This window comes from Luteitalea pratensis (assembly GCF_001618865.1).
Classification (GTDB): Bacteria; Acidobacteriota; Vicinamibacteria; order Vicinamibacterales; family Vicinamibacteraceae; genus Luteitalea; species Luteitalea pratensis.
This window is the reverse complement of sequence record NZ_CP015136.1, coordinates 2,724,101-2,750,351: the sequence shown is the minus strand read 5'-3', so window position 1 is coordinate 2,750,351 and position 26,251 is coordinate 2,724,101. Positions and strand designations below refer to the sequence as shown.

Sequence of the window (26,251 nt, the reverse complement as noted above, 5' to 3'; positions counted from 1 at the left end):
AAGGGCCAATCCTCGCGCAAGATACTTTCTGGCCTGGGAACACGTTCGGCGGTGCTCACCGTCGAAATATCGACGCGCATCTTACATACGGCCGCTCGATGGCGAAGCGGCGGTCGAGCAGAGACGCAGAGGCCCGGTGCTTCCTGCACCGGGCCCCGGGTGACCGACTGCGTCCGTCAGACCTTGTGGCGCAAAGCCTCCGACCAGCTACTGGTAGAACACGTAATCGGCCTCGTACGGAACGAGCGCCTTGCGGCCGACGTCCTGCGCCGTCTTGCAGCCAGTCGGCGGCGCCTGCCCGCCCGCGGTGTTGGTGCGTTGGATGAAGAGGGCGCCGGACAACGTCGTGCCTCCACCCGGGCCACCCTGCTGCCCCACCACCTTCAGGAGCAACCAGGGGATCGCTCCCGGGGCCACAAACGCGGCATCGGTCGAGTTCGCAATGGCCACGGCCCAGACCCGGCTGGTGTCGGCCGAGTGTTGCCAGGTCGCGCGAGCGGCGCCGCCCTCGATCGGATTGGGACTGAGAAAGTGCGTCGCGACCTGGGTCATCGCGTCGTTGGCGAGCGTTGCCTGTGGGCCGTGGAACTGCCAGCCGAAGCCGTCCGGCGCCAGCACGCAGACGTAGTTCTGGGTGCCCTCGGCATGGGCGGTGAGGAATGGCGCGTGACCGGCGGGTACCTCGAGCCCGCCAGGAACGGCCCCCTGGGCATGGGCGATCGACGTGTGCGCGAGTACGGCAAGGATCGCTGCAGCGGAATGTTTCCAGATCATGATGGCGTCGGGGACGCGATAGGCGCCCACCCTCCTACCCCTGAAGATCGCGATGCCGGCAACAAACCCGACATCGCGATTACCTAGGGCACGATCTCCTGCAGCCGGAACCTCGCGATCCTGAACACCTGTTCCAGGGCAGTCTCGAACTCGGCATCCCACGCGCCGTCCACGCGCGCCTCCAGCGCAGCGAGGATGTCCGACGCGGTGCTGCCCTTGACCGCAAACAGGAAAGGGAACCCGAAGCGGTCGTGGTACCGCGCGTTCGCTGCGCGAAGGCGGTCGTATTGCACCGCCGTCAGGCGGTCCAGACCAGCACCAGCCTGTTCGCCCTCGGACGCCACGCTCATCCGGGCACGCGTACCCAGATCGGGATGCGCCCTCAGGAGGGCAAGTTGCTCGTCTCGTGACGCGTCGAGGACCTGCCGGGTCATGGCGTCGTACATCGCGGGCAGGTCGGCAAACGGGCGATGCGGCCAGGCCCGCGCGGCCACCCACGGCGAGTGCTCGAAGACCGGTCCGACGGCCGCGACGAACCCGGCCAGATCCAGCCGGTTGATCTCCTCCATCGTCATCGCCGCCGATGGTACCCCGCCCTCGTGCGGTACCCTGTCGGCACGGCCGCACGACGTGCAACGTGTCGACGCGGCAGCGCAGTCGCGCCGGCCTTGCGGCCCGGCATACGAGGTGGGCGTGGAACGATTCGCGAGTGGCTGGAAGCGCAACTACTATGGCAAGGCCGATGTCACCGCGTACCGCCTGCATCGCGATGGGCGCGTGCCCGAGGGCACCAGCGCGGTCTTTGGCGCCAACGTGACAATGCTCGTGTACGGAGACGCGTTCTGGCCGACCTACACGACCGGCGACAACACGGACCTCGTCGCGACCGACTCGATGAAGAACTTCATCCAGCGCGAGACCCTCGACTTCGACGGCAACGATCTCGAACAGTACTGCCTGTTTCTTGCCGAGAAGTTCCTCGCGCGCTATCCCCAGGTGGAGGGCGTGCAGGTGTCGGCCACGGATGTGCCCTACGCCGCCCGCGGAGCATGGACCTTTTCTCCCGCGGGCCCAGAGCGGGCGATGGCTCGCGTCGAGGTGACGCGTGCTGCGTGTCTCGAGGCCACCTCGGGCATCAGGGGGTTCCGGTTGCTGCGCCTCGGCGGCAGCGCGTTCAAGGGCTTCGTGCGCGACGAGTACACGACGCTGCCGGAGATCACCAATCGCCCCCTGCACATGTGGCTCGACCTGGAATGGCAGTACGTGCAACCCGGCGACGCCCTGACCGATGGAGCGACAACCCGTGCGGTGGCTCGCCTGACCCATGACGTGTTCGATGCGTTCGAGTCCGGCAGCATCCAGCAGATCATTTACGCGCTCGGCATGCGCATGCTCGCCGAATTCCCGGCCATCGCGCAGGTACACCTCGAGGCCAACAATCGCACCTGGGACACCGTGACCGAACGTGGCGAGGCGATCGGCGTGTACACCGACGCGCGTCCGCCGTATGGCTGCCTCGGCCTGAGCTTGCGACGCTGACATGGCCAGGCTCTCGACGCACGTCCTGGACACGGCTCATGGCGTTCCCGCCGCCGGCGTCCGCATCGACCTGCACCGCCTCGACGCAGACGGTCGCACGCATGTTGCGACGGCGACGACCAACGCCGACGGCCGCACCAGCGAGCCGCTCCTGGCTGGCGAGACCATGCCAACCGGTGTCTACGAACTCACCTTCCACGCCGGCCGCTACCTGCGCGATCGCGGTGTGGACCTCGGTGAACTCCCGTTCCTCGACGAGATCGTGATCCGCTTCGGGATCGCGTCGGCCACCGCCGCCTACCACGTGCCGCTGCTGCTCTCGCCCTACGGGTACAGCACATACCGGGGCTCCTGATGCACCCGTACGGCGATGCGGCCAGGGCCGCGATCAAACGCTGCCAGTGGATCGCGACTCGAACCGAGGATCCCGGGCGAACGACCCGGACGTTCCTGTCACCACCGATGGGCGACGTATGCGACGACCTGCGCACCTGGATGGAAACGCTGGGCATGTCGGTCCGCATCGACGAGGCCGGCAACCTGCGCGGCAGGACGGGCGAGCGCCCAGCCGTGATCATCGGCTCCCACCTGGACACGGTGCCGGACGCGGGCCCGTACGACGGGGTCCTTGGTGTGGTGCTCGGCATCACCCTCGTGCAACTACTCGCCGACCGCGTACTGCCAGTCGACATCGAAGTGGTCGGCTTCTCGGAAGAGGAAGGCGTGCGCTTCGGCGTGCCATTCATCGGCAGCCGGGCGCTGGTCGGGGATGCCGCGCAATTGCTGGCCTGCACGGACGCGCATGGGGTGTCGGTCCGGGAGGCGCTGCAGGCCCATGGCCTGAATCCTCACGAGATCGCCAACGCGCAGGTCTCTCCGGCTGCGCTCGCATACCTCGAGTTCCACATCGAGCAGGGGCCCGTCCTCGACCTGTTGGCGGCTCCCCTCGGCGTGGTGGACGCGATTGCTGGCCAGTCACGTGTCGAACTCGCGTTCACGGGCCGCTGCAACCACGCAGGCACCACGCCGATGGCGTCACGCCGCGATGCGCTTGCAGGTGCGGCCGAGTGGATCTCCTCGGTGGAACAGATGGCCGTGGCGACGCCAGGCCTTGTCGCGACCGTCGGCCGGTTGCAGCTGACGCCCAACGCGACCAACGCCATCAGCGGTCGCGTCGTCGCCAGCCTCGATGTGCGGCACGCAGACGATGCGCAGCGGCGACAGGCAGTCGACGGCATGCTCGCGACCGCAAGGACGATAGCGGAGCGGCGGGGGCTCGGACTCTCACACGCGCAGCATCTCGATCAAGCTGCCGTACGCATGGCGCCTGAACTCACGGACGCCCTCGCGCGTGCCGTCGCCGCGACCGGCAGGCCGGTGCACCACGTGATCAGCGGCGCAGGACACGATGCCATGATCGTCGCGCGACGAGTGCCGTCGGCGATGCTGTTCCTGCGCAGTCCCGGCGGGATCAGCCATCATCCCGACGAGCGCGTGCTGGAGGACGACGTGGCCGCGGCCCTCGAGGTCGGGGTGCACTGGCTTGCGCAGTGGGGGGATCGTGCATGACGTGGTGATTCGCGGCGGCCTGCTCGTCACGCCCGACGGCGTGCTGCAAGCCGACCTGACGATCGAGGACGGCCGGATCCAGGCGATCGCTCCGGAACTGGGCGCGAGTCGCGAGGTGATCGATGCTACCGGACTGCATGTCTTCCCCGGCGTGGTGGACGCACACGTGCACTTCAACGAGCCGGGGCGCACCGATTGGGAAGGCTCCGGCACGGGCAGCCGCGCCCTGGCGGCCGGCGGCGGCACGGCGTTCGTGGACATGCCGCTCAACTCGACACCGTGCACGGTCAACGCCCAGGAGTTCGCACGTAAGCAGACCGCCCTGGCGGCCTCGTCGATCACCGACTTCGCGCTGTGGGGTGGACTGGTGCCCGGCAACCGCGACGACCTGGCTGCCCTGGCCGACGCGGGCGCGGTGGGATTCAAGGCGTTCATGGCGGACTCCGGGCTGCCGGAATTCCCGAGAGCCGACGACCTCACGTTGTTCGAGGGCATGACCGAGGCGGCGCGGCTCGGGCTGCCAGTGGCCGTGCACGCCGAGAGCCAGGAGATCACCGCGGCGCTGTCGGCGCGGCTGCTCTCGGGTGATGGCTGCGGCGTCCGCGACGTCCTGGCCTCGCGTCCGGTCATAGCCGAGGTCGAGGCCATCGCACGCGCGACGCTGCTGGCCAGCGAGACGGGCGCGCGGCTGCACATCGTGCACGTCAGTTCCGGCCGCGGCGTCGCCGTCGCCGCCGAAGCTCGCGCGCGGGGTGTGGACGTGACGATCGAAACCTGCCCGCACTACCTGTGCTTCACGACCGAGGACGTGGAGCGGATCGGCGTCGCGGCCAAGTGCGCGCCACCCATCCGGGACGCCTCGGAGCGTGACGCGCTCTGGCGTGCGGTGCTCGACGGCACCATCGACCTGATCGGATCGGACCATTCGCCGGCCCCACCCGAGCGGAAGCGTGGCGGCTTCGCCCGCGCATGGGGCGGCATCGCCGGTGTGCAGGCCACGCTGGCCGTCCTGCTGGAGTGCGGCCACCACGCACGGGGCCTGCCACTCACGCGGGTCGCGTCGCTGCTCGCGTCCCGTCCCGCAGCGCGATTCGGACTGTCTCGCAAGGGCACCGTTGCCGTCGGCATGGACGCCGATCTCGCGCTGGTCGCACTCCACGAGACGCACGTGTTCGATCAGTTCCTGCATCGGCACCCGATGAGTCCGTACCTGGGCATGTCGTGCCGCGGGGCGGTCACACTCACGATCCGACGCGGCGAGACGATCTTCGCTGACGGCACGATCACAGCGCGTACCCGAGGAAAGCTGGTGACATGCACTCGCTAGGACACACGAGAAGCGCACGACGAGACGACCACCTGTTGCACACACCGGACACATTCGTGCGGGCGTCGTGGCCCGGGATGATCAACGCCGTAGCCATCGTGCATGTCTCGCCGGCGATCGGCGCAGCATTCACGCAGTACACGGCCGAACTCGGCGCCGACGGCTACCTGCCCGCCACGAGCATGCAGCGCTTCGTCTACGTGCTCTCCGGTGAGGCACAGGTGGCCGACGCCTCGCTTGGTGCCGGCGGATTCGCCTACGTGCCGTCTGGGGACGTGGGCGCGGTGCGCACACGCAGTGGCTCACGGGTCGCCGTCATCGAGAAGCCATACGTCGCCCTGCCCGGCACGTCAGCCCCGGCGATGTTCACCGGTCATGAGGCTCACCAGTCTCCGCAGCCGCTCAATGGCGACGCTGACCTCGAAGTACGTGCCCTCGTTCCCGCGGACGCCTCGTTCGACTTCGCGGTCAATACGATGGCCTATCGACCTGGCGCCGCGTTGCCGATGGTCGAGGTTCACGTGATGGAGCACGGACTGCTCTTCCTCGAGGGCGGCGGCATCTATCGCCTCGGCGACGCCTGGTACCCCGTCACCGAGGGCGACTTCATCTACATGGCTCCATGGTGCCCGCAGTGGTTCGGCGCACTCGGCAAGGTGCCGGCAAAGTACCTGATCTACAAGGACTGGAATCGAGCCGCCTCATGAGTCTCCAGGTCGACGCCGCGCGCCTGACGCACGAACTGCAGGTGCTTGCCACGTTCTCCGCCGCTCCTGCACCGGCCGTCACCCGCGTGGTCTTCACCGAACCCGACCGGGCCGCGCGCGCGTACGTCAGGAGCCTGTGCACCGCAGCCGGTCTCTCGCTGCGCGAGGACGCCGTCGGCAATCTCTTTGCGCGATGGGCCGGTGAAGACCCGTCACTGCCGGCTGTCTGCACGGGCTCGCATATCGACGCCATCCCGAACGCCGGCATGTACGACGGCACCGTCGGCGTGCTCGGAGCGCTCGAGGCGATCCGTGCGCTGCAGGCAACAGGTCTCCGGCCACGCCGGTCGATCGAGCTACTGATGTTCACGTCAGAGGAGCCCACGCGCTTCGGCATCGGCTGCCTCGGCAGCCGCCTGCTGTCCGGGCTGACGGATGCCGGGGCCGCCAGCCGGCTGCGTGATCGCGATGGCGCGACGCTGGACGACGCCCGGCAAGCGGCGGGGTTCACCGGCACCGTGGCGGACGTGGCGCTACCGCCGGGCCAGTACACGGCGTTCGTGGAATTGCACATCGAGCAGGGACCGTTGCTCGAACAGCGCGGGATTGGCCTCGGCCTGGTCACGGCCATCGCAGCGCCTGCCAGCCTGCGCGTCACCATCGACGGCGAGGGCGGCCACGCCGGTGCGGTGCTGATGCCCGCGCGCCGGGACGCGTTCCTGGCGGGGGCGGAGATCGCGCTGGCGGTGGAAGCGGCCGCCAGGAGCACCGACGCCATCGACACGGTCGCCACGACGGGGGTGTGCCACGTGTTCCCCGGAGCGGTGAACAGCGTACCGAGCCGCTGCGAACTCGAGGTCGACGTCCGCGACATCGACGAGGGCAGGCGCGACGCCGTCCTGGCCCGCGTCGAGACCGCCTGCGTCGACGTGGCCGCGCGACGGCGCGTCTCGGTCACGACACAAGTCGTCAACGCTGACCCGCCCGCACGCTGCGACGCAGCCGTCGTCGACGCGTTGACAGCCAGTTGCGTGGACGCGGGCTTCGCCTGCGAGCCGATGATCAGCCGCGCGTACCACGACGCGCTGTTCATGTCCCGAGTGGCACCGACGGGGATGCTGTTCATCCCGTGCCGCGCCGGGGTCAGCCATCGGCCTGATGAATACGCCGCGCCCGAAGACATCGCACGCGGAGTGCATGTGCTGGCGCTGGCGCTGGCACGGCTGGCCAGCTAGCGGCAATTCGCCATCCTGGACGGCTGGTTCCTGAACGGCGATCCGAACTGCTGCGCATGGCCGCGCGCGGTCGTCGTGCACGAGGCGCATCACCTGGGACGGCGCATCGGAAATCGAGGCGAGGCGCGGCGAGGCGGCGTGCATCGAACGCCTGGTACGGGAGCAGCGGGTGTCTCCGCAGGTGACCCGGCCGCTACCCCGAAGAGCTCACCAGGGCGATACGGCAGGTGTCCGAACAGACACAGTGACCGCTACTCTGTGCTCAACACGACGGCTGGATCGAAGCGGAGAGCGCGGAGCGCCGGCACAAGGGCCGCCGCCGCTCCCGTGACCGCCAGCAGCGCGCACCCCGCCGCCAGCGTGCGCATGTCGTTGAACTGCAACCCGTAGAGCAGTGACTGCGCGTAGCGCGCGGCGAAATAGGCCCCGATGACGCCGACAATCAGGCCAATCACCACCAGCCGTCCCGCCTCCGAGAACACGAGTCTCAGGACGTGGTCAGGACCGGCGCCGAGCGCCAGCCGCACGCCGAACTCGTTGCGTCGCCGCGCGACCATGTACGCCATCACGCCGTACAGGCCGACGGCCGAGAGCACGATCGCCAGGACACCGAAGGCGCCGGACACCGTCGCCATCAGCCGCTCGCGCAGTACCGACTGCGCGACCTGCTCGTCGAGGACCCGGAATTCGACCAGCAGCCCCTGCTGAATTTCGGTCATCAGCGTCCGGATGCCGGCGATCGTCCCGCCGAGCGGCACCTGCGACCGCACCATGAACGTGATGCTGTCCGAGAAGTTCTCGTCCTGGGTCACCGGCACGAAGGCGATCGGCTTGAACTCTTCACGTAGCCCGTAGTACTTCGTGTTGCGCACCATGCCGACAATCCGGTACTCGGGCTCTGGCTTGCCCGCTGGCGCCTGGCTGCGGAAGAGGCGACCCACCGGGTTGCCGCCGCCGAACACGACCTTGGCGAACTGCTCGTTGACGATGGCGATGCGTGGACCGCTCGCGGTGTCCTGCGCGGTGAACTCGCGACCGGCCACGAGCGGTGTCTTCATCGTCTCGAAGTAGCCGGGTCCGACCGAGTTGAACCACGACTCCTTCCCCTCCGCATCAGCAGCGCCTTGCGCGCGCACCGTTCCGTTCCAGCCGCTGCCGCTGAAGGGACTGAGGCTGACCTGCGCGACCGAGACCACGCCGGGCTGGGCCTCGATACGCTGCTCGATCTGGTCGAACATCACGCGACGATGCTCGGGCGTCAGTTCGGGCAGTCGCGCATCGACGCTGGCGACCAGCACGCCTTCGGGCACCATGCCGGCCTCGGCGGTCAGGAGGTTGCGCAACGTCTGGCCGAACAGCAGCGCGCCGAACAGGAGCACCAGCGACAGCGCGACCTGCGTCACCACGAGGCCACGACGAAGCCGGTGCTTCTCCGCGAACTGCGCGGTGCCACGCCCGCCGGCCATCGCCAACGCCGGAGGTGTGCTCGTCGCCTTCACGGCAGGAGCCACACCGAACAGCAGGCACGTCAGCACGGCGAGCCCGGACGTGAAGCCGAAGACGTTGCGGTCGAACGCGAGCGACAGCACGAGGGGCTGGTCCTGATTGGTGAGGAAGGCAATCAAGCCGCGGCTGGCGACCTGCGCGATGATCAACCCGACGAGCGAGCCGAGCACGGCCAGGAGCAGGCTCTCCGTGCACAGTTGCGCAATCAACCGCGTCCGCGAGGCGCCGACCGCCTGGCGCACCGCCATCTCTCGCTCCCTCGAGCTTGCGCGAGCGAGCAACAGGTTGGCGAGGTTGGCGCACGCGATGAGCAGGACGGCGCCGGCCACGCTCATCAGCACCCAGAGGGGATCCTCGTATGCCTTGTGCAGCGCCGACAGACCGGCACTGGCGTCCTCGACGATGAAGCGATTCTTCAGGTACTTCGCGGCATTGTCGGGCCGATAGCTGGGCGGCAGCGTCTCCTGGAAGATGCCGGGCGAGATGCCATCGATGTGGGCGGACGCCCTGGTCACGTTCCACCCAGCCTTCAGGCGGCCGACCATGGTGAGCCACCAGGCGTCACGTCGATCCAGGCGACGGGCGCGCGGTTCCTGCGCGTAGAGCGTGTCCATGCAGAGCGGCACGGCCACGTCGAAGCGGCGCCCGGGATCCAGCCCGATGAACTCGGCGGGCGTGACACCGAGAATCGGCAGCGTGCGTCCGTGCAGATAGATGTCCTGGCCAAGCACCGCCGCACTGCCGCCGAACTCGCGCTGCCAGAAGGCGTGACTGAGCACGACACCGGCCTCGCTGCAGTCGGCTTGGTCGGTCACGCGCGCGAACCCGCGTCCCATCGCGGGTTTGACACCGAGCACATCGAGGAAGTTGCTGCTCACCCACAGCCCCTCGGCATAGCGTGCCTCGCCGCCTCGCGTGAGATTGAAACGGGCGGTGCCGAAGGCGAGCACACCGGAGAACGCCTGCTGCGAGCGTCCCACTGCCTGGAACTGCGCGTACGTGAACGCCTGGTGCCGGGCCTGGTACCAGCCCGAGGTCATGAACTTTTCCGCGCGCGCCAGGGCGGCCAGTTCGTGCGGCTTCTGCACCGCGGGGAGACTGCGTAACCGGAGGGCGTTGATCAACTGGAAGATGGCCGTATTGGCGCCGATGCCGAGCGCGAGCGACAGCACCGCCACTGTCGTGAAGCTCCGGTCGATGCGCAGTTGCCGCGCGCCATACCGGACGTCGGCGACGAGTGCCTCCAACCACGCCACGATGTTCATGTCCCTCGTCCTCTCACGCTGCCGCGTGTAGTTCCCGAACCGCCGTAGGGCCTCGGTCTTGGCCTCGTCGGGCGGCATGCCGCCGGCGACGAGGTCGTCAATCAGTTCAGCCACGTGGAACGCGAGTTCCTCGTCCAGGCGGCGAAGCAGCCATTCCTGGCGGAACACGTTCGCCGCACGCGCGTACCAGGACATGGCCGTCAGCTGTAGCGAAGCACCCGGCCGACACCGCGCGTCAGGCGCAGCCAGCTCTCTCGCTCGGCATCCAGTTGCCCGCGACCGAGAGGGGTGATCTGGTAGTACTTCGCGCGCCGGCCCTTCTCGGTGACGCGCCAGGATGCCGCAACCCACCCCTCCTGTTCCATGCGGTGCAGGGCCGGATAGAGCGACCCCTCCTCCACCCGCAGCGCATCGTCGGACACGCGCTGGATGTGGCCGCAGAGGGCGTAACCGTGCAGGGGCCCCTGACCTTCGAGACTGCGCAGGACCAGGAGCGTGAGCGTGCCCTGCAGGATGTCGTTCCGTGGTTTTGTCATCATACCTAGCTATTTATGCCATAGCTAGGTAGGCATCCTAGAGGGGATCTCACGAGCCGTCAAGGAAAACGCGACAGGCAGGCGCGACAGTGGGTCGGGACAGCCCGCGCGCGAACCGATCACGGCTCTCTTGGTGCTTCTCAACGTCGGGGAAACGGGCCTGGCTGGAGGCGGTCGGCGGTTCAACACCGCGCCGATGGTGTTGCTGAGCGATCACCGCCCCCGCGTCGACCTGAAGGTCGACGCCTACGGCATCGATTCATCGACGCCGACGGAGTCGACTCATCGAGGGGTACGGAAGCAATTCATCGACGGGCACGGAAGCGATCGGTCGACGCGTTCGGAATCGGCCCGTCGATGCGTTCGGAATCGATCTTCGACGCCGACGGAATTCGATCCCGTTGCCCGCTCGCGGCGACGCGGCGGCGCGCGCGTCGGGACGGCGCAGCGCCCCGACGCGACATGCGTGGTCAACGCAGCGAAGTGCGCCGCTGCACGCCGACGATGACCTCGAAGTCGCCGCGGTTGTCCTCGAGGTAGTCGTCGTTGACGCCCAGTTGAACTCGGCCAGTCGCGGGAGCGGTGACCGATGTGCGGTCTCCGATCAGGAACGGTGCGCCGTTGCCGATCCGGGCGATCAGGGCACCTGCGACAGCGTTGACCGGCGCCTTTGATGCGCCGCGGCCGGTTCGTGAACCCGCCGGGGACGCGAGGTCGTTGCCGTCGTTGCTCATCTGGATCGAGCCACGCGACGAAAAGGTCAGTACGTCACCTGCACGCACGTCGAGGCCCGCGTCGGTCCATCGCTGACGCGCGTCGACGACCACCGTCACCTCGCGGCCCGCCGACGGCACGCCCTGCCCGCCGTCGCCCTCGCCCACGACCTCCGTGCGACTCAGCACGCCATCCCGGTTCCGATCGAGCCAGACGAACGCATCGTCACTCGCGTGCCACTCGCGCCGCTCGACTCGTCCGTTGCGATTGACGTCGAGGTCGTCGAACCGGTCGCCGCGATCGTCGTCCATGTCGCCGCCGATGAACTCGGTGACGTCGAGCGTGCCATCCCGGTTGCGGTCGGCGCGCAGGAACGTCTCGCGGTCGTAGTGCCACTCGTCGGAAGTGATGCGCCGGTTGCGGTCGTGATCGAGGGTGGCGAAGCCGCGCTCGGTCCACGACATGTAGCGCTCGGCTTGTGAAGGCGTGTGATCGGCTTGCTCGAAGTCGTCCTCCCGGCGACCACCGGTCCGGACTTCGTCGCCAGCGAGCCGGCCGTCACCGTTCCAGTCGTGCACGTCGAACGATCGCGCCGAGCCGCGCCATTCCTGGCGTGAGATTTCGCCGTCGCCGTTCCGGTCCATGACCTCGAAGCGCATCCTGGCGGGGGCGCGGCTGGCCTGTGCGCCGGCCGCGGCGAATGCCAGAGGTTCGCCGGCCGCACGCGAGACGGCCAGGAATCCACCTGTTGCACAGGTGAACATGATTGCTCCAGTCGTCAGCAGTTGCATGCCCATTTGTGACCTCCGACCGTGGTGAGAGGCACAGCTCGTGCCAAGTCCGACTCGACAGGAACCCGCCCTGATCTGCCGTTGTTGCGACGTGGACCCGCATCCGCTACGCTGACAGACCGATGAGGAGCGTCCGCGGGCACGTGCGGCTGTGGGCCATCGCCTGGCTGTTGATACAGGCGGCGGCGCTGTCGGCGTTCGTCCCCCGCGACTGTTGTGCCTTGCATCGACAGGCGGAGAGCACACCCTCGTGCCACGAGCCGCCCAAGCCCTCGCATTGTCCAATGCCTGCCAGCGGCGACGCGCCGTGCCCCATGCATCGTCACGAAGCCGCTGGGCACGCGCGCGGCGAGGGGTCCGGCACGCCTGACTGCGTGATGCGGCGAGCCTGCCAGACGCCCGCCGTGTTCACCATCTTCGCCAACGCCGGGATCATGCCGGTCACGCTGACGGCGACGCTGGATGCCGGCGTGCCCGTGCCAGAACCCACACTGCGCGAAACGCCGCTCGCCAGGAATCGCCCGCCGGATCCCAGACCGCCACGCGCCTAGCCGCCACTCCCCATGATGTTGAAGGCACACGCGCGTGCCTTCATGGGTCTGGTGTTGCACCGCCACGCCGTGTCGTCACGCGATTCACGTGACGTGCAGCGTCGCGGTGGTCCGCGAGGTCACACGTGCACGTCCTGCGACAACTCTGGCTGGCGAGTGCCCTGCTCGTCGCCCCATCGCTTACGCTCGCGCAGCAGACCGTCAATGACGCGAGCATCAGCGGCAAGGTCACCGATGGCTCCGGCGGAGTTATTGCCGGAGCGGTCGTGAGCGCGCGACACCTGCAGACCAGCGTCACGAGCACCACCGTGACCGATGACAGTGGTCACTTCCGTTTTCCGTCGCTTCGCATCGGCCCCTACGAGCTGACCGTGACCCACCCTGGCTTCATACGCGCAATGCGACCATTGACCCTCACGGCGGGCAGTGCGTTCGCACTCCCGATCGCCCTCGGAGTCGAGGGGCTGGCCACCGACCTGACGGTCACGGCCGACGCCGCGGTCCTCGAGTCGGCGCGCAGCCAGGTCGCGGTCACGGTTCCCGAGGCGGAACTGCGTCAATTGCCGCTCAACGGCCGCAACCTCCTGGACGTCGCGCTGCTGGCCCCGTCTGTCGCGCCGCCCAACATCAACAGCACGCAACTGTTCGCCGAGACGTCCGCGGTCCCGGGAGTCGGCTTGTCGGTCGGCAGCCAGCGCAACTTCTCCAACAGCGTCGTCGTCGACGGACTCTCGGCCAACGACGATGCGGCCGGGTTGAGTGGCATGACCTACGGCGTCGATGCGATCGAAGAGATCCAGGTCGTCACGTCAGGCGCGCAGGCGGAACTCGGACGCGCGCTGGGCGGGCATGTCAACGTCGTGACGCGGAGTGGCACCAACACCGTGCAGGGGACCGCGTACGGATACCTGCGGGATCAGCGCTTCAACGCCGCCAATGCGCTGTCGGGCACGACGTTGCCGATGTCGCAGGTGCAATACGGTGGCAGCGTGGGTGGACCGGTCGTGCGCAACCGCACGTTCTTCTTTGCCAACGCCGAGCGCAGGGACCTGGAGCAGTCGGCGCTCACGACCATCTCGCCCGCGACTGCCGACATCATCAATGCGCGCATGAAGGCCACCGGGTACCCTGGCTCGCCCGTCACCACGGGACTGTACGAGGCGCCAGTGGAGACGGTCACGGCTCTCGGAAAGGTCGACCACGCCGTCAGCGGACGCCATCAGGTCGGCGCACGCTACAGCCTCTACGACGTCGCGGCCGCGAACGCGCGTGGCGCAGGGGGGCTCGCGGCGCCGTCCGCATCGACGGGGCTGGACGACCGCGATCAGGCCGTCGCGCTGTCGAGCCTGCTGACGCTCGGCGGCCGTACGGTGAACGAAACGAGGGCGCAGTTCACCCACAGCCACCTGCGGGCCCTGCCCTCCGACCAGGTGGGGCCAGCCGTCAGCATCGCCGGCATCGCGACGTTCGGCACGCTGTCGTCCAGCCCGCAGGAACGCTCGAATCGCATGGTCGAACTGGTCGACAACGTTTCGCACCAGCGCGGCGCGCATGCGTTGCGTGCCGGCATCGACGTCGTGCACAACGCGGACCGGATCGTGTTCCCTCGTGCACGCCAGGGCAGCTACGTCTTCGCCTCCCTGCCCGCCTTCCTCGCAGGCACGTACAACAACGGCGGGTTCACGCAGACGTTTGGCGCGACCGATGTCGAGCAGACCAGCACGAACCTCGCCGTGTACGCCCAGGACGCCTGGAACGCCTCATCGTCGGTGACGTTCAACCTGGGGGTCCGGTACGACCTGCAGTGGCTCGAGACGGTGAAGACCGATGGCGACAACCTCTCGCCCCGTGTAGGCATCGCCTGGACGCCGTTCGCAGCACGGTCCCTCGTGGTCCGTGGCCATGCGGGGCTGTTCGTCGATCGTGTTCCCCTGCGTTCGCTCGCCAACGCACTGCTCTCCGCCGGGAACACCACCGACCTGTCGAACCTTCGCCAGATCACTGTGAGCTTGTCACCCGGACAGGCCGAGGCGCCGATCTTCCCTGGCGTCCTGCGCGCACTCGTGCCCTCGGTGACACTGGCCTCCCTGACGACGATGCAGGGTGATCTCGATCAGGCGTACTCGCGCCAGGCCGCGGTGGAGGTCGAGCAGCAGATCGGGCGGCTCTCGACAGTCAGCCTCGGATACTCGTACCTCGCTGGCAAGGGCCTGCTGATGGCCATCAACCAGAACGTCCCGTCGTGCGTCCCCGCGGGGAGCAACAACGCGTGCCGGCCCATTGCCGCGTACGGCAACGACAGCCGGTACTCGTCTGCGGGCAGGTCGACGTACCACGCGCTGATCGTCACGCTTGGCAGGCGACCGTCGGAGCGCGGCTACTATCGGGCCAGTTACACATTGTCGAAAGCCATGAACGACGTCGGCGAGTTCTTCTTCAGTGGTCCGATCGACCCGTTCGACATCTCGAAGGACTGGAGCCGGGCCGACAGCGACCGTCGCCACCTGCTGGTGCTCTCCGGCGGCGTGACCACGCCGATGCAGCCGGCCGACTCGTTCTGGCAGGCGATCACCCACGGCTTCCAGTTGAGTTGGATGCTGCAGGCCTACTCGCCTGCCCCCTTCAATATCACGTCCGGGGCGACGACGCTGCAGGGCACGACGGGACGTCCGATCGTCGACGGGGCGTTCATCGCGCGAAACGCCGGTGAGGGGGACGAGTTCTTCAGCCTGGCCTTGCGGGTCAGCCGGACCTTCCCGCTGAAGGGTTCGATGCGGCTCGAAGCTGCCGTCGAAGCCTTCAACGTCACCAACGCCGTCAACGAGACGGCGCGCAACGCTACCTTCGGCAGCAATACCTATCCGACCAACCCGTCGGCCACGTTCAACCAGGTCACCGCCGTGGGAGACCCACGCAGCGCGCAGTTCGCCCTGCGACTGCGCTTCTGATCGCGCCTCCCGGTGCGACGATGTGCCGACCTGACTTGTCCGCCGTAGCCTTGGCGAAGGCGGAAGGTCGGCACCTACGAGACAGGATCGTCGGTCGTTTCGCCGCGCAGGAGCGGCTGACGAACGTACGTGGTGGCCACGGACGTGACCGGTTCATCGGCCGCCACCGACGTGCGTGTCGCGATCACGCGCACGTACGCGAGGTAATCGCCCGCGTCGGCGCCGACCGCATCGATCTCCACACTGTTGTCTGGCGCAACCGCGCGTTGCCAGTCCACCCATCGCTGCGTGCCGTCCGGCATGGTGTCGGCGACGGTCACGTCGACGAGTCCGGTCCGCTGCCAATGCGAGCGCCACCATGGCGGCGAGTGCAGGCAATGCAGATCGGGCGTCCACCACCCGTGCAGGTGGCCGGGGACGTTGCCGTCGATCTCTCGCGCGAGGCCGGCACCCGCGATACCGAGAAGGCCGCCCGGCTGGAGGTAGCGCGCGAGGCTGCCCAGGAAGAAGTCATCGGTGCCGTAGTACGGGAACGAGTCGATCGAGACAATGGCGTCGAAGAAGCCCTGCGCAAAGGGCAGCGATCGCGCATCAGCGTGCAAGGGGAAGACACCCTCGGTTGCGCGGGCATCCTGTATGCGACGAAGGTTCTCGTCCCGGTTGAACCATGCGTCGACTGCCCACACCTGCACGCCGTACTCGCGGTGGAGGAATATCGATGACAGCGCGCGGCCGCATCCAAGATCCAGCACCCGCATGCCCGGGCGCAGTGACAAGGATTCGCAGAGCCATTCGGTCAACCACAGGGGATGCGCACCGCCACTGACACCGGCACGAATCCATGCGGGCCCATACGTCGAAGCGCGGGGAAACCGCGCGCATGCAAGGAGGTCGTTCAAGGGCGAGTGATCCTCATCCATGCAAGTCATCGTGACAGGAGATCCACCACCGACACGACACGGCCGGTTGCCGACGACTCAATCGCCGCGGTGACGATCGACATCACCAGCATCGCTTCGGCAACCGAGACAGGGGGTCGACTCCCGTGCACGAGGGCATCGCGCATCGCGGTGTAGAAGTGACCATAGTTGCCAGCCGGCACCGGCACGGGTACGGCATCAGCGCCGTCGCGGACGATCAGCAGTGGGTCGGCATCCTGCCCCCAGCCGGCATGCCCCGGACGGTCGCCGGCGATCAGCCGTTGCTCCTGCTGGTCGCCGCCAACCTTGACGAGACTGCCCGCGGTGCCGCGCACGACGAACCGCGGCGGCTCGTCTGCCGCCAGCAGGGTCGACGCGAGGACGACCTGTCGCGTCGGATAATCGAGCCTCACCTGGAACCAGTCGTCGGTCCCGCCGCCGGGACGTAGCGCGCGTAGTGTCGCCTGCACGCCGTCGGGCGCGCCGAACAGTTCGACAGCCTGGTCGACCAGGTGCGGGCCGAGGTCATACCAGAGGCCGGCTCCCGGCCCTGGACGCTCGCGCCACCGATCACGCACGTGAGGCCGCCACCGCGCCATCTCGGATCGGTACTCGACCACGTCCCCGATGGTGCCGGCGTGCAGCGCATCCCTGATGCCGAGGAAATCGCTGTCCCAGCGCCGATTCTGGAAGACCGACAGCGCCTGGCGGGTCGCCTCGGCCGTGGCGGCCAGCACTCGCGCCTGGTCAAGGGTGACCGTGAATGGCTTGTCCACGACCACGTGCCGGCCGGCACGGAGCGCGGCCTCGGCGAGGGACGCGTGCGTGTCGTTGGGCGTCGCGACCACGACCAGCGACACCTCGTCATCCTCGATCGCGTCTCGGGGGGATGCCGTGACGCGCACATCGGGGTAGGCGGCGCTGATGCTCGAGGCCTGGCTCGACGCCACCACCCGGAGGCGGAGCCCCGGCGTGGTGGAGATGAACGGCGCATGGAAGATGCGGCCGGCGAACCCGAAACCGAGCAACGCGACACCTATTGGCTCCGGCGTCATTTCTTGCGAGCGGCGCGTGTGACGACGACCTCGGGTGCGCCCGCGCGTGTCGCGCGCGGGCCAGCCACTGGGTCGACCGGCGCGCCGGCGCGCGCGCCATCCGGCGGACTGCTGGCGCTCAGCCGACGCGCGAAGGGGCGAATCGCTTCGGCGCCGCGTCCAAACGCGTCCAGGTCCGCCCCTGTTCGTGCCGGCAGGCTCCGGGGCATACCGCGAGCGGCGGTCACGCCGAGGGCCTCGCACGCGCGGGCGAAGAACTGCTGGCGTTCGGCCAGCCCGTTGAACCCGCCGTTGATGCGCCGCGTGATCTGCCTGAAGGAGTCGGCGCTGCCCTGGTCGGCGAGTTCGTTGAGCCCATTGCGCGACCAGAACAGCGCTGCGACGCGGAACGCGACCGCAGGGTCAGCCGCCTTCGGTGGATCGGCGACGAGATCGACCCCGAGCAGGTCGCCGTAGCGCCGGTAGTTGGCCCGGCCGGTCACCTGGATCGGGCCTCGGCCCTTGAACCGCCTGCCGTCACCGGCCTCGGTGTTGCCGAGGCGAGCCGCCAGCGTGCTCTGTGGCTCGTAGCGAACCTGCGCCGGCGTCGGTCCCCAGAGTTCCTCCATGAAGCGGAATTGTCCCGACTCGTGGGCCAGTTGCGCGAGGAAGGCGGCACTACGCGCGGGTGTCGCGATCGAGAACTCGTCGACCGCGCGCTGGAGAAACGGAAAAAATGCGGTCGCGCGCGCCGCGGTCAAGGCCGGCATGATCCGCCGCAGTTGCTCGATCGTGAACATCAGTCATCTCCGGACGTCCACAGGCGCCCATTCCCGTGACGGCCGACACGGCCGTCGTTCAACTCGCGATGACCACGACTTCGGCGCTGTCGCCGTCTCCCACCGTGATCGAGACGGCGCGCGTGACGTGCGTCAGCACCGCGGTCGACGCGGCCAGATCCAGCAGGAAGCGGCCAATGCTGCGAACATGATGCGCCTGCGCCCAGAACTCCTCCATGCCTTCGAATGCTCGCGCTACGACACCGCGCTCGGGGACGGCACTCACCGTGTCGTTGTGGAAGCGCCGTGCGGCATTGAGGAAGTCGTGGCACTGCTGAAGCGTACGCGGGTTCAGGTCGATCAGGCCGCAGAAGATGCGGCCGTCGTGCGGCCGGGTGAGCGTGATCTCGTAGAGCCGCTCCATGGCGGCCAGCTCGCCGAATCCGTGCTGCTCGAGGTGCGTCCGCGCGGCGGGCGCGAAATCACGTCCGGATCGGCGCGCATGATCGGGGTCCGACAGGTAGTGCGCCCACAGGGGTCCATAGAGGGCTCGACGCTCACCGACGGAGCGGCGCCCTCGCTGGTCCATCCACGGCATCGCCGCGCCCAGCGCAGGCCCCAACGCGCTCGCGTCCGCGCCTGCGACCAGGGGCCGCATGATGGAGAACGCCTGGTGCGGAAACGTGACCTGCGCCACCAGCGAGCACTTCTTCTTGACCACTCCGCCGAGCCGCTCCTGCCACTCGGTCAGGTCACCCGACGATGTCGCGCCCCACAACACTGCGAGGTCGAGCCACGCGGCCAGGGTGTCGCGATCCAGCTTCTTCGCTGGCTCGAACCAGCTCAGGGCGAGCCCGGTATCGAACTCGGAGACGAGGGGTTCGGCGCCCACCGCATAGCCCGGCATCGAGACGGCCAGGTCGGCGCTCCACTGGTCCCGGCTGTCGCCTTCGTGCCGGTACCCTCGCGTCCCGAGATAGGCACGCTGGACGGCGTCGGTGCTGGTGCGTCGCTCGACCATGGTCAACGACTTGCGATCGGTGCCCCCCAGGGCCAGCCACTTGCCGATGGACAGCGAGAATCCCCAGCTCTGTTCGCTCCGCACCGTCTTCTGGTAGAGGTAGTGCTCGAGGGCCACACCCGCGGTGTTCCGCGCGGCATCCTGGAGCAAGGGACCGATGCGGCCGCGCACGAGATCGCCGTGATGCGTCGTGAGGCCGGCCTCGTCCAGCAGGCACTGCGCAATCGTGACGTCCTGGCGCATCCGCCGGTACTCGTAGCCGAACGCCAGCGCGATCTTCGCGGTTGCCACCGCGCGGACCGCGTCCTTGACGGCTTGCCTGGCCGCCGCGATACGTTCGGCAATCCGCTTCAGGACGTCGGTCGTCCGCGACAACCCGAACCTGTCGATCAGGAACTCGACGACCTTCCGCTCGGCGGCGGACAGTTGCTCGAGCGAGCCTTTGGCGATCGCCGCCTCGACAACGGCGAGGGGTTGTCCCACCACCCCCTCGAGCGCCGCCATCAGGACGGTCTCCGCCAGTTCGCCGTCGGCAAACGCCACCGTCAGGCCCAGGTCGATCCCGACGGCCGCAGCGCGCGTGCGCGCCTTCTGGAGGCCGACGCGCCAGCGCGTAGCCTCGGGCCGTGAAAACACGAGCAGGAACTCGTCGGTCACGCTGACCGTGGCCTTCAACGAGGCGGCGGCGCCGACCTTGACGAGGACGGACACGCCGGCGCCAGCGAGGCGCGACAGCGGGCCGATCCCTCCGGTGAACACGTCGGACCACGACAGCTCGACGGCCACCGACAGCCTGCCGACCACCTGCTGCGACAGCGCCTCGCCGCGCGGCAGCGCGAGCACGTCATCCAGCTTCAGGGAGGTGCGCAGCGCCTTGATGTCGGCAAGCGCCGCCTGCCTGACCGTCTCGGCACAGGTGTGGAGGCGATAGTGCGCGAGTACCAGCGCGAAACGGGAGTCGATGTCGAAGCCAAGGCGCTCGAGGGTCTCACCGGCGACGCGAGCCTTGATCCCGGCCGATGCCCTGTACTTCAGGAAGGCCTTGCCCGGGCGCAGCTCGACCTGCGGAGGAAGTTTGTCCACCGGCGCAGCGTCGCGCGGCAGCCCGACGATGCCGTCCTCGTCGATGTCGTCGCTGGAGTTGAAGGCAAAGAGGCCCAGCGCGCCCTGGACGTTCACCGACAGCACGTCGCCGGCAAACGTCTGCCCCGCGTCCAGCGTGACTTCACCCAGGGCGGGGCCCACCGACGGATCGCACACCGTCTTGTCCGAGAGCAGTACTCTCAGGTTCTCGGCATCGGTCAGCTTGAGTTCCGTTGGCATGCGGGAAACCTCCGGCCGGCAACGCGCGGGACCAACCCACACGTACGATCGTGGCCGTGTTCCTGAAGAACGCCAGGAGCCTTCGAATCGCACACTCGCGACGCAACGGACCCGGTGGCGGGATGGAGGATCACCCCGCGCCTCGCGTTGTTCAACGCTCAGGCGCGCAGCAACTCGAACGACCCGATGGCCGCGATATCCTGCTCGTCGAGGATGCGGCGCACGGCGAACTGGCTGGTGCTGCTTCCCGTCAGGTGGTTCACGAGGACTTCACCGAACAGGTGCGGAACGGCCGATCGGTAGAGGTCCATGTCGGCATCGATCGCGACACGATCGCCGGGCCGCGACGCGTACGACAGCTGCAGGTTGCCCTTCGGGAACGTCGTCTGCTTGTAGCTGCCCTCCTTGAATCTGTGCAGTGCCGCCGGCGCCGATTGAAACGCCCGGTCCGCGGCGACGTCGGTGATGATCGACCGATCCGCCTCGAGGTAGATGCGATCCGGGAACACGTGGGTCACGGTGACGTGTCGGCCCTCGAGCATCGATCGTCCCGACGGCCGCGTGGCCTGGAGGCGCGCCAGAATGTTGAGCAGGGCGAAGGCCTGCACGCCACTGACGCCCTCGTACATCGTGCGGGTGATCACGTCACAACACGGCCCGAGTGCCTCGTAGACCGGAAACACCGGGATGGTCAGTTCGCACAGCAGGGCGGACACGTCGGCCGCGACATCGGCAGATGCCTCGATGATCGGCGCGAACGCAGCGAACGGCCCGGCCACCTGCGACATGCGATCACGCGCGACTCCGAGGGCGTCGGTCAACCGCACCGGTGCCGTGTCCAGCCGCGCCTGCAGTGCCCGCGCATCGGAGGGCCGGCTCTCGGCGAGATCGTTGAGGAGCGTGTTGACCTCGCCAAAAGCACGCGCGACATCGTCGGCAATCTCCTGCATGTGCGCCTGCTGATCGACCGTGATGCTGCGACGCTGCACCACGACGGTGAGGAGGTCCGTGTATCGCTTCCACTGTAGCTTCTCGAAGTCCCACAGCTTGACGTTGACCTCGCGCAATCCCTGCACGGCGCTCGGGAACACGGCCGCGGCCACCAACTGGGCCGCCTCGTCCAGCTCGACGAGCAGATCACCGAACGATTCGCGAACGAAATGCTGCCTGGCCACCGCCTCGCCGATGGTGGCGAGCGCGGACGCGAGCCGCGCGGTCTCTCCCTGCAGGCGCACCTGCATGTCCACGACGTCGAGGCCGGTCTGTTCAATCAGGACGAACGATCGCGTGATCGCGTCGGACGCGGTGCGGGCGCGCTCGGTAGCCTCCCGCAGTTGCTGCAATATCTTCGCAGGCAGACGCGAGGCGTCGGCGGGCGTCGTGTTCACGCGTTCCCTGAACGACGAGAGTTGGCCATTGAAACGACCGAGAGCCGCGAAGACGCGATGGGCAAAGGTGGCCATGGCTGGAGATGCTGCCACAACCAGGACAATGGCGCACTCCGCCACCAGATACCCCTAGACAGGTCCCGGTAAATCTGGAATAACAGGTCGCGACACGCCGTGTCCTGGCCGACTACCGCACCCCGTCCGACACCGACTCGTGGCCGCACCTACGATTCGGGCCACAGCACCTTCCGCCTCGACTGTGGCTGGCGCAGTGAGTTGCGCCACCCAGGCCGGACCGCACCCGGGTTCGCGCGGGGTCGGCGCCTCCTGGGTGGCCCACGGCCCGCATGACGAGTCCGGTCGAACCGGGCTTCCGCCCCCTGCACGTCGAACAGACTCCCGCGACACCGACGCGTGCGGCATGGCCATGGATGCTGGCCGGCGCGGCGATGGTCGTGTTCCGCACGCTGCCGTACGCGTGGTGGGGTACGTTGGCCTTCGATGCCGATCAGGCGGTCCTTGGCCTGATGGCAAAGCACATCGCGGAATTCCGGGCCTTGCCCGTCTATCAGTACGCGGTCTCCTACGTGCTGATCCTGTCGGCCTACGTCATCGCCCCGTTCATGTGGCTGCTCGGACCAACGCCGCTGGCGCTGAAGCTGCCATTGGTGCTCATGAACACCGCGGTCGGCCTCTGGCTCATCGTACTCATGATGCGAACCGGCCTTCGCCCGGGCGTGGCGGTGCTCCTCGCACTGCCGGTGCTGATGACATCAGGCGTCACCAATGCCGGGCTCATGGACGCCCTCGGCATGACGGTGGAGCCCGCGTTGTTCGTGGTCGCGCTGTGGTCGTTGCGACGCATGCCCCTGGCCTTCGGCATCGTCGCGACGGTTGGGTTCCAGGTGCGGGAGTTCGTCGCCTACGCGGTGGCCGCCATCGTGTTGCTCGACGTCTGCACCGGGATGTTCGCATCGCGGGACGGTTGGCGCGATTGGTCGATGAGCGCCCTGGCCGCCGTGGGAACGAGGGGACTCATCGCGGCAGTGGCGCGCTTCGCGTCGGTCCGCGGCCCCGACACGTGGACCACAGCGTCGGGCGACAACCTCGCCACCCTGGCTGGTGCGTTCTGCTTTGCGCCCGCGCAAGCGGTGAGCAACGTGATGGCCCTGGGCGAGTGGTACCTCGGGCTGGCATGGGGAGCGACACGGACTCCACTCGCCGACGCAGCTGTGCACACACGCGTCGCACAGGGCCTCGACGGCGCATGGCCAGTGTTGGCCACGGTCCTGCTCCTCGCTGTCCTGCGAGTGGCCTGGCGCTGGCGTGCGGTGTGGGCGCACAGGCAGGCATCGTCGGTGCAGTTGGGCGCCTTCCTGGTGCTGGTGGGCGTACAGTCGGTGGCGGTGTATGCCGTGAGCCGCTGCGGTCCCTTGGCGGTCCTGACGATCCGGTATGCCCTGCTCGGGATGTTCCTGCCCACCGGCCTGGCGCTGCTGACGTGGTCGGTCGAACAACGCGCCAGCATCCGCCACCTGCTTGGCGCAAGTTTCGTTGCCCTCGCGGCACTCAACGCCTGGCCACATGCGCAGTTGTGGCACGAACAGCTGACGCGGCCATCGCTGACCAACCGCGCACAGCTTGGCGCGGCGCTCGAGGCCCGCGGCATACACTACGCTCGCAGCGACTACTGGACCGCGTATTACGTCGCGTTCATGACCCGCGAGCGCGTCGTGATGGGCTCTGATACGCTGTCGCGCATCGACGTGTACGAGCGGCTCCTCGCCCGACATGAACACGAGGTCGTGCGCATCACCACCGATCGGTGTGACGGCATGCCGGCCATCGTTCCAGGCTATTACGTCTGCCCCATGGTCGCCCCGTGAACGACGCCAACCGAACTCCGCGCGCGCGTTCATCGCACTCGACGCTCGGCGTCTACGTGGCCATCGCTCGTCCGTCCTCGACGCGCCACGCGATCGCCACCACCCCCTGAAGCGATCCCGGCCCGTGCAGTTGGACCACGACGGCAGGTAAGCTGGAAGGCCGATGAGCACGCTCTCGCGGCGATCGGCGTGGCCCGGCGTTGGTGGCGTCACCGGCGTGCTCGTCATCAGCGCCGTCTTCCTGCGGGTGCTGCACATCCACAACGCTGCGACGGTATCGACGACGTTCCTGTTGGTCGTGCTGCTCGTGGCCGCCTCCTCGACGCTCGTGGCAGCGGTCACGACATCGCTCGTCGCCGTACTGTGTTTCAACTTCTTCTTCCTGCCGCCGGTGCGGACCTTCAGCGTCGCCGATCCGCAGAACTGGGTGGCGTTGATCGCGTTCCTGGTCGTGAGCGTGGTCGGCAGCAACCTGTCGTCGCGAGTCCGCAGCCGCGCCGAAGAAGCCTCCGCACGGCGTGCCGAACTCGCGCGACTGTATGACCTGAGCCGCGACGTCCTGCTGGTCGGGGACGCCGTCAAAGGACGCACGGCACTCGCGCACGCGGTCGCCCGTCGATTCGACCTCTCCTTCGTCGCCATCGCGGTCCCTGCCGCCCCCGGCGACTGGGAGGTCGCCCAGGGTGGGACGACGCTCCTTCCCCTCCCGCCCGAGAGCCTGTCGGCGTCGCTGGACGAGGCACGCCGGCGCGTCGAGTTCGACGCGCAAGCGCGCACTTACGCTGGCCACCGGGTCATCGATATCCAGCAGCAGGCCGTTGCCCTCGTCCCCCTCCGCGTCGGCACACGCCCGATCGGCCTGCTCGCAACCCTCGACAATGTCGTCGACGCGGGGACACTCGATGCGATTGGCGGCCTCGTGGCCATGGCGCTGGAGCGATTACACATGCTCGAAGAACGCCGGGAAGCGGCGCTGCTGCGGCAGAGCGAGGAATTGAAGACGACGCTGCTCGCCTCGCTCGGACACGATCTCCGCACGCCGCTGACCGCGATCCGGATCGGCGTGGAAAACCTGAAGACCGCGCACCTGCCTGACGAGGAGCGGAACGCGCAGGCCGCGCTGGTCCTGGCGGAAGCGGCACAACTCGACCGCCTTTTCCAGAACCTGCTCGACATGGCCAGGCTCGAGGCCGGCGCTGTCGCCGCGCAGGCTCGCCGGACGCACCCTTCCGAAATCATCGAAGCCGCCCGCGCGCAGGTGGCCGACGTGCTCGCCACGCACATCATCCGCGAGGACCTCCAGGTGGACGACCCGTCCTACGTCGATCCCCGTCTCACCGCGACGGCGCTGGCTCGACTGCTGGAGAACGCGGCGCAGCATGCGCCGGCAGGGTCGACGATCGATCTCATGACTCGTCGCGAAGAGGGCGCGCTCCTCGTGCTCGTTCGCGACCACGGACCTGGCATACCCGTGCGCGATCTACCGCACCTGTTCGAACGCTTCTACCGGGGGACCGGCGGGGCCCGCAGACCAGCCGGCACCGGCATGGGACTGTGGATTGCCCGTGGGCTATTGGCAGCGGCGGGTGCGCACGTCTGGGGTGAAAATGCCCCTGACGGAGGCGCGCTCTTCACGATTCGCCTCCCGGATCAGGCGGCGTCGGTGGACGCGGTGCCACGTCATGACTGACCGACCACGGATCCTGCTGGTGGACGACGAGGTGGCCTTGCAGCGGGCGGTCGCGACGCTGCTCCGTTCACGCGGCTATGACGTCGTGGTTGCATCCAGCGGACACGACGCGCTGCAGCAGGCCGAACTCGTTCCGCCAGACCTCGTGGTGCTGGATCTCGGGCTTCCCGACCTCGACGGCCTGGAGGTCTGCCGCCGCCTGCGCGGGCAGGGGCCCGCACCGATCATCGTGCTCTCGGCCCGCACCGACGAGGGCGACAAGGTGGCCGCCCTCGACCTCGGCGCCGACGACTATGTGACCAAGCCATTCGGACCCGAGGAACTGCTGGCGCGCATCCGGGCTGCCTTGCGACGCCTGGCCGACCAGACCGCAGCGCGCGCCGGGACGTTCCAGGCCGGCGGGCTGGTGATCGACTTCGACCGGAACCGCGTCGTCCGCGACGAGGTCGAGATTCGCCTCACGCCGAAGGAATTCGAGCTACTGACGCTGCTCGCGCGCAATCACGACCGCGTGCTCACGCACCGGGCGATCCTCAAGGCCATCTGGGGCGCGAACGCCGTTGAACAACCCGAACACCTCTGGACCCTGATGTCACAGTTGCGCAAGAAGGTCGAGCCGGACCCGTCGCAGCCGCGGTACCTGCGCAGCGAGCCCTGGGTCGGCTATCGCTTCAGCACGACCGAGATGCCCTGACGCTCCGCCGCGACCCAACGATCGCAGCAGCGCGCAAAAGGACGGGCCCGACGT

At 68.2% G+C, this 26,251-nt stretch carries 21 protein-coding genes; 11 read left to right on the top strand and 10 right to left on the bottom strand.

Annotation, left to right across the window (positions count from 1 at the left end; translation table 11 throughout):
• Positions 1-207 precede the first annotated feature (207 nt).
• A complete protein-coding gene (locus LuPra_RS11310; RefSeq protein ID WP_157899017.1) occupies positions 208-774 on the bottom strand; it encodes a DUF3455 domain-containing protein in 567 nt (188 codons plus the stop codon).
• An 83-nt stretch (positions 775-857) separates the two neighbouring features.
• Positions 858-1,349 (bottom strand): 2-oxo-4-hydroxy-4-carboxy-5-ureidoimidazoline decarboxylase, encoded by a 492-nt coding sequence (gene uraD / locus LuPra_RS11305; protein WP_110170834.1) that lies wholly within the window; start codon positions 1,347-1,349, stop codon positions 858-860.
• Positions 1,350-1,467: 118 nt separating this feature from the next.
• Here uraD and pucL point away from each other — a divergent pair, with 118 nt between their 5' ends.
• Genes pucL through LuPra_RS11275 form a run of 6 tightly spaced genes read left to right on the top strand, consistent with a single transcriptional unit; the run spans position 1,468 to position 7,151 of the window.
• Positions 1,468-2,313, top strand: coding sequence for a factor-independent urate hydroxylase (gene pucL, locus LuPra_RS11300; protein ID WP_157899016.1), 846 nt, complete (start codon positions 1,468-1,470; stop codon positions 2,311-2,313).
• A 1-nt stretch (position 2,314) separates the two neighbouring features.
• Complete coding sequence (uraH, locus tag LuPra_RS11295; RefSeq protein ID WP_110170832.1) at positions 2,315-2,668, top strand: hydroxyisourate hydrolase; 354 nt, start codon at positions 2,315-2,317, stop codon at positions 2,666-2,668.
• Entirely contained in the window at positions 2,668-3,882 is a 1,215-nt protein-coding gene (locus tag LuPra_RS11290; RefSeq protein WP_110170831.1) for an allantoate amidohydrolase, read from the top strand. The genes uraH and LuPra_RS11290 overlap by 1 nt, the downstream gene beginning before the upstream one ends.
• Positions 3,875-5,209, top strand: coding sequence for an allantoinase AllB (allB, locus tag LuPra_RS11285; protein WP_110170830.1), 1,335 nt, complete (start codon positions 3,875-3,877; stop codon positions 5,207-5,209). Before LuPra_RS11290 ends, allB begins: the two co-directional genes overlap by 8 nt.
• Entirely contained in the window at positions 5,197-5,916 is a 720-nt protein-coding gene (gene allE, locus LuPra_RS11280) for a (S)-ureidoglycine aminohydrolase (protein WP_110170829.1), read from the top strand. Before allB ends, allE begins: the two co-directional genes overlap by 13 nt.
• Entirely contained in the window at positions 5,913-7,151 is a 1,239-nt protein-coding gene (locus LuPra_RS11275) for a M20 family metallo-hydrolase (RefSeq protein ID WP_110170828.1), read from the top strand. Before allE ends, LuPra_RS11275 begins: the two co-directional genes overlap by 4 nt.
• A gap of 251 nt (positions 7,152-7,402) precedes the next feature.
• Here LuPra_RS11275 and LuPra_RS11270 read toward each other — a convergent pair whose 3' ends face one another.
• The 3 genes from LuPra_RS11270 to LuPra_RS11255 form a co-directional block, all read right to left on the bottom strand.
• Positions 7,403-10,117, bottom strand: coding sequence for an ABC transporter permease (locus tag LuPra_RS11270; protein WP_234800838.1), 2,715 nt, complete (start codon positions 10,115-10,117; stop codon positions 7,403-7,405).
• Between the two features lie 5 nt (positions 10,118-10,122).
• Positions 10,123-10,461 (bottom strand): PadR family transcriptional regulator, encoded by a 339-nt coding sequence (locus tag LuPra_RS11265; RefSeq protein WP_237050899.1) that lies wholly within the window; start codon positions 10,459-10,461, stop codon positions 10,123-10,125.
• 467 nt (positions 10,462-10,928) lie between these two features.
• Positions 10,929-11,936, bottom strand: coding sequence for an EF-hand domain-containing protein (locus LuPra_RS11255; RefSeq protein WP_162271358.1), 1,008 nt, complete (start codon positions 11,934-11,936; stop codon positions 10,929-10,931).
• Between the two features lie 341 nt (positions 11,937-12,277).
• Between LuPra_RS11255 and LuPra_RS33135 the strand changes: the two genes are divergently transcribed.
• Together LuPra_RS33135 and LuPra_RS11245 are read left to right on the top strand one after the other, a co-directional pair.
• Entirely contained in the window at positions 12,278-12,514 is a 237-nt protein-coding gene (locus tag LuPra_RS33135) for a hypothetical protein (RefSeq protein ID WP_234800837.1), read from the top strand.
• A 125-nt stretch (positions 12,515-12,639) separates the two neighbouring features.
• The gene (locus tag LuPra_RS11245; protein WP_234800836.1) at positions 12,640-15,462 is read left to right on the top strand and encodes a TonB-dependent receptor; all 2,823 of its coding nucleotides are present in this window, start codon (positions 12,640-12,642) and stop codon (positions 15,460-15,462) included.
• A 74-nt stretch (positions 15,463-15,536) separates the two neighbouring features.
• Here the strand turns inward: LuPra_RS11245 and LuPra_RS11240 are convergent, their stop codons facing one another.
• The 5 genes from LuPra_RS11240 to LuPra_RS11220 form a co-directional block, all read right to left on the bottom strand.
• Positions 15,537-16,361, bottom strand: a complete 825-nt coding sequence (locus LuPra_RS11240; protein WP_201792185.1) for an SAM-dependent methyltransferase — start codon at positions 16,359-16,361, stop codon at positions 15,537-15,539.
• Between the two features lie 26 nt (positions 16,362-16,387).
• Entirely contained in the window at positions 16,388-17,437 is a 1,050-nt protein-coding gene (locus LuPra_RS11235; protein ID WP_110170823.1) for an oxidoreductase, read from the bottom strand.
• Positions 17,434-18,216 (bottom strand): glycoside hydrolase family 19 protein, encoded by a 783-nt coding sequence (locus LuPra_RS11230; RefSeq protein ID WP_234800834.1) that lies wholly within the window; start codon positions 18,214-18,216, stop codon positions 17,434-17,436. Before LuPra_RS11230 ends, LuPra_RS11235 begins: the two co-directional genes overlap by 4 nt.
• A gap of 58 nt (positions 18,217-18,274) precedes the next feature.
• A complete protein-coding gene (locus tag LuPra_RS11225) occupies positions 18,275-20,539 on the bottom strand; it encodes a hypothetical protein (protein ID WP_110170821.1) in 2,265 nt (754 codons plus the stop codon).
• A 158-nt stretch (positions 20,540-20,697) separates the two neighbouring features.
• Positions 20,698-22,002 carry a hypothetical protein gene (locus tag LuPra_RS11220; protein ID WP_110170820.1) on the bottom strand — a complete coding sequence of 435 codons (1,305 nt, stop codon included), beginning with the start codon at positions 22,000-22,002 and terminating at the stop codon, positions 20,698-20,700.
• 272 nt (positions 22,003-22,274) lie between these two features.
• On the opposite strand from LuPra_RS11220, the gene LuPra_RS11215 reads away from it, so the two are divergent.
• From LuPra_RS11215 to LuPra_RS11205, 3 genes are all read left to right on the top strand, one after another.
• The gene (locus tag LuPra_RS11215) at positions 22,275-23,813 is read left to right on the top strand and encodes a hypothetical protein (RefSeq protein ID WP_110170819.1); all 1,539 of its coding nucleotides are present in this window, start codon (positions 22,275-22,277) and stop codon (positions 23,811-23,813) included.
• A gap of 163 nt (positions 23,814-23,976) precedes the next feature.
• Positions 23,977-25,503 (top strand): DUF4118 domain-containing protein, encoded by a 1,527-nt coding sequence (locus LuPra_RS11210; protein WP_110170818.1) that lies wholly within the window; start codon positions 23,977-23,979, stop codon positions 25,501-25,503.
• The gene (locus tag LuPra_RS11205; RefSeq protein WP_110170817.1) at positions 25,496-26,197 is read left to right on the top strand and encodes a response regulator transcription factor; all 702 of its coding nucleotides are present in this window, start codon (positions 25,496-25,498) and stop codon (positions 26,195-26,197) included. The genes LuPra_RS11210 and LuPra_RS11205 overlap by 8 nt, the downstream gene beginning before the upstream one ends.
• Positions 26,198-26,251 lie beyond the last annotated feature (54 nt).

Coding starts and splice junctions, on each gene's coding strand:
- LuPra_RS11310 (WP_157899017.1), bottom strand. CDS start 774: ATGATCTGGAAACATTCCGCTGCAGCGATCCTTGCCGTACTCGCGCAC.
- uraD (WP_110170834.1), bottom strand. CDS start 1,349: ATGACGATGGAGGAGATCAACCGGCTGGATCTGGCCGGGTTCGTCGCG.
- uraH (WP_110170832.1), top strand. CDS start 2,315: ATGGCCAGGCTCTCGACGCACGTCCTGGACACGGCTCATGGCGTTCCC.
- LuPra_RS11290 (WP_110170831.1), top strand. CDS start 2,668: ATGCACCCGTACGGCGATGCGGCCAGGGCCGCGATCAAACGCTGCCAG.
- allE (WP_110170829.1), top strand. CDS start 5,197: ATGCACTCGCTAGGACACACGAGAAGCGCACGACGAGACGACCACCTG.
- LuPra_RS11275 (WP_110170828.1), top strand. CDS start 5,913: ATGAGTCTCCAGGTCGACGCCGCGCGCCTGACGCACGAACTGCAGGTG.
- LuPra_RS11270 (WP_234800838.1), bottom strand. CDS start 10,117: ATGTCCTGGTACGCGCGTGCGGCGAACGTGTTCCGCCAGGAATGGCTG.
- LuPra_RS11265 (WP_237050899.1), bottom strand. CDS start 10,461: ATGATGACAAAACCACGGAACGACATCCTGCAGGGCACGCTCACGCTC.
- LuPra_RS11255 (WP_162271358.1), bottom strand. CDS start 11,936: ATGTTCACCTGTGCAACAGGTGGATTCCTGGCCGTCTCGCGTGCGGCC.
- LuPra_RS33135 (WP_234800837.1), top strand. CDS start 12,278: ATGCATCGTCACGAAGCCGCTGGGCACGCGCGCGGCGAGGGGTCCGGC.
- LuPra_RS11235 (WP_110170823.1), bottom strand. CDS start 17,437: ATGACGCCGGAGCCAATAGGTGTCGCGTTGCTCGGTTTCGGGTTCGCC.
- LuPra_RS11230 (WP_234800834.1), bottom strand. CDS start 18,216: ATGTTCACGATCGAGCAACTGCGGCGGATCATGCCGGCCTTGACCGCG.
- LuPra_RS11225 (WP_110170821.1), bottom strand. CDS start 20,539: ATGCCAACGGAACTCAAGCTGACCGATGCCGAGAACCTGAGAGTACTG.
- LuPra_RS11220 (WP_110170820.1), bottom strand. CDS start 22,002: ATGGCCACCTTTGCCCATCGCGTCTTCGCGGCTCTCGGTCGTTTCAAT.
- LuPra_RS11215 (WP_110170819.1), top strand. CDS start 22,275: ATGACGAGTCCGGTCGAACCGGGCTTCCGCCCCCTGCACGTCGAACAG.
- LuPra_RS11210 (WP_110170818.1), top strand. CDS start 23,977: ATGAGCACGCTCTCGCGGCGATCGGCGTGGCCCGGCGTTGGTGGCGTC.
- LuPra_RS11205 (WP_110170817.1), top strand. CDS start 25,496: ATGACTGACCGACCACGGATCCTGCTGGTGGACGACGAGGTGGCCTTG.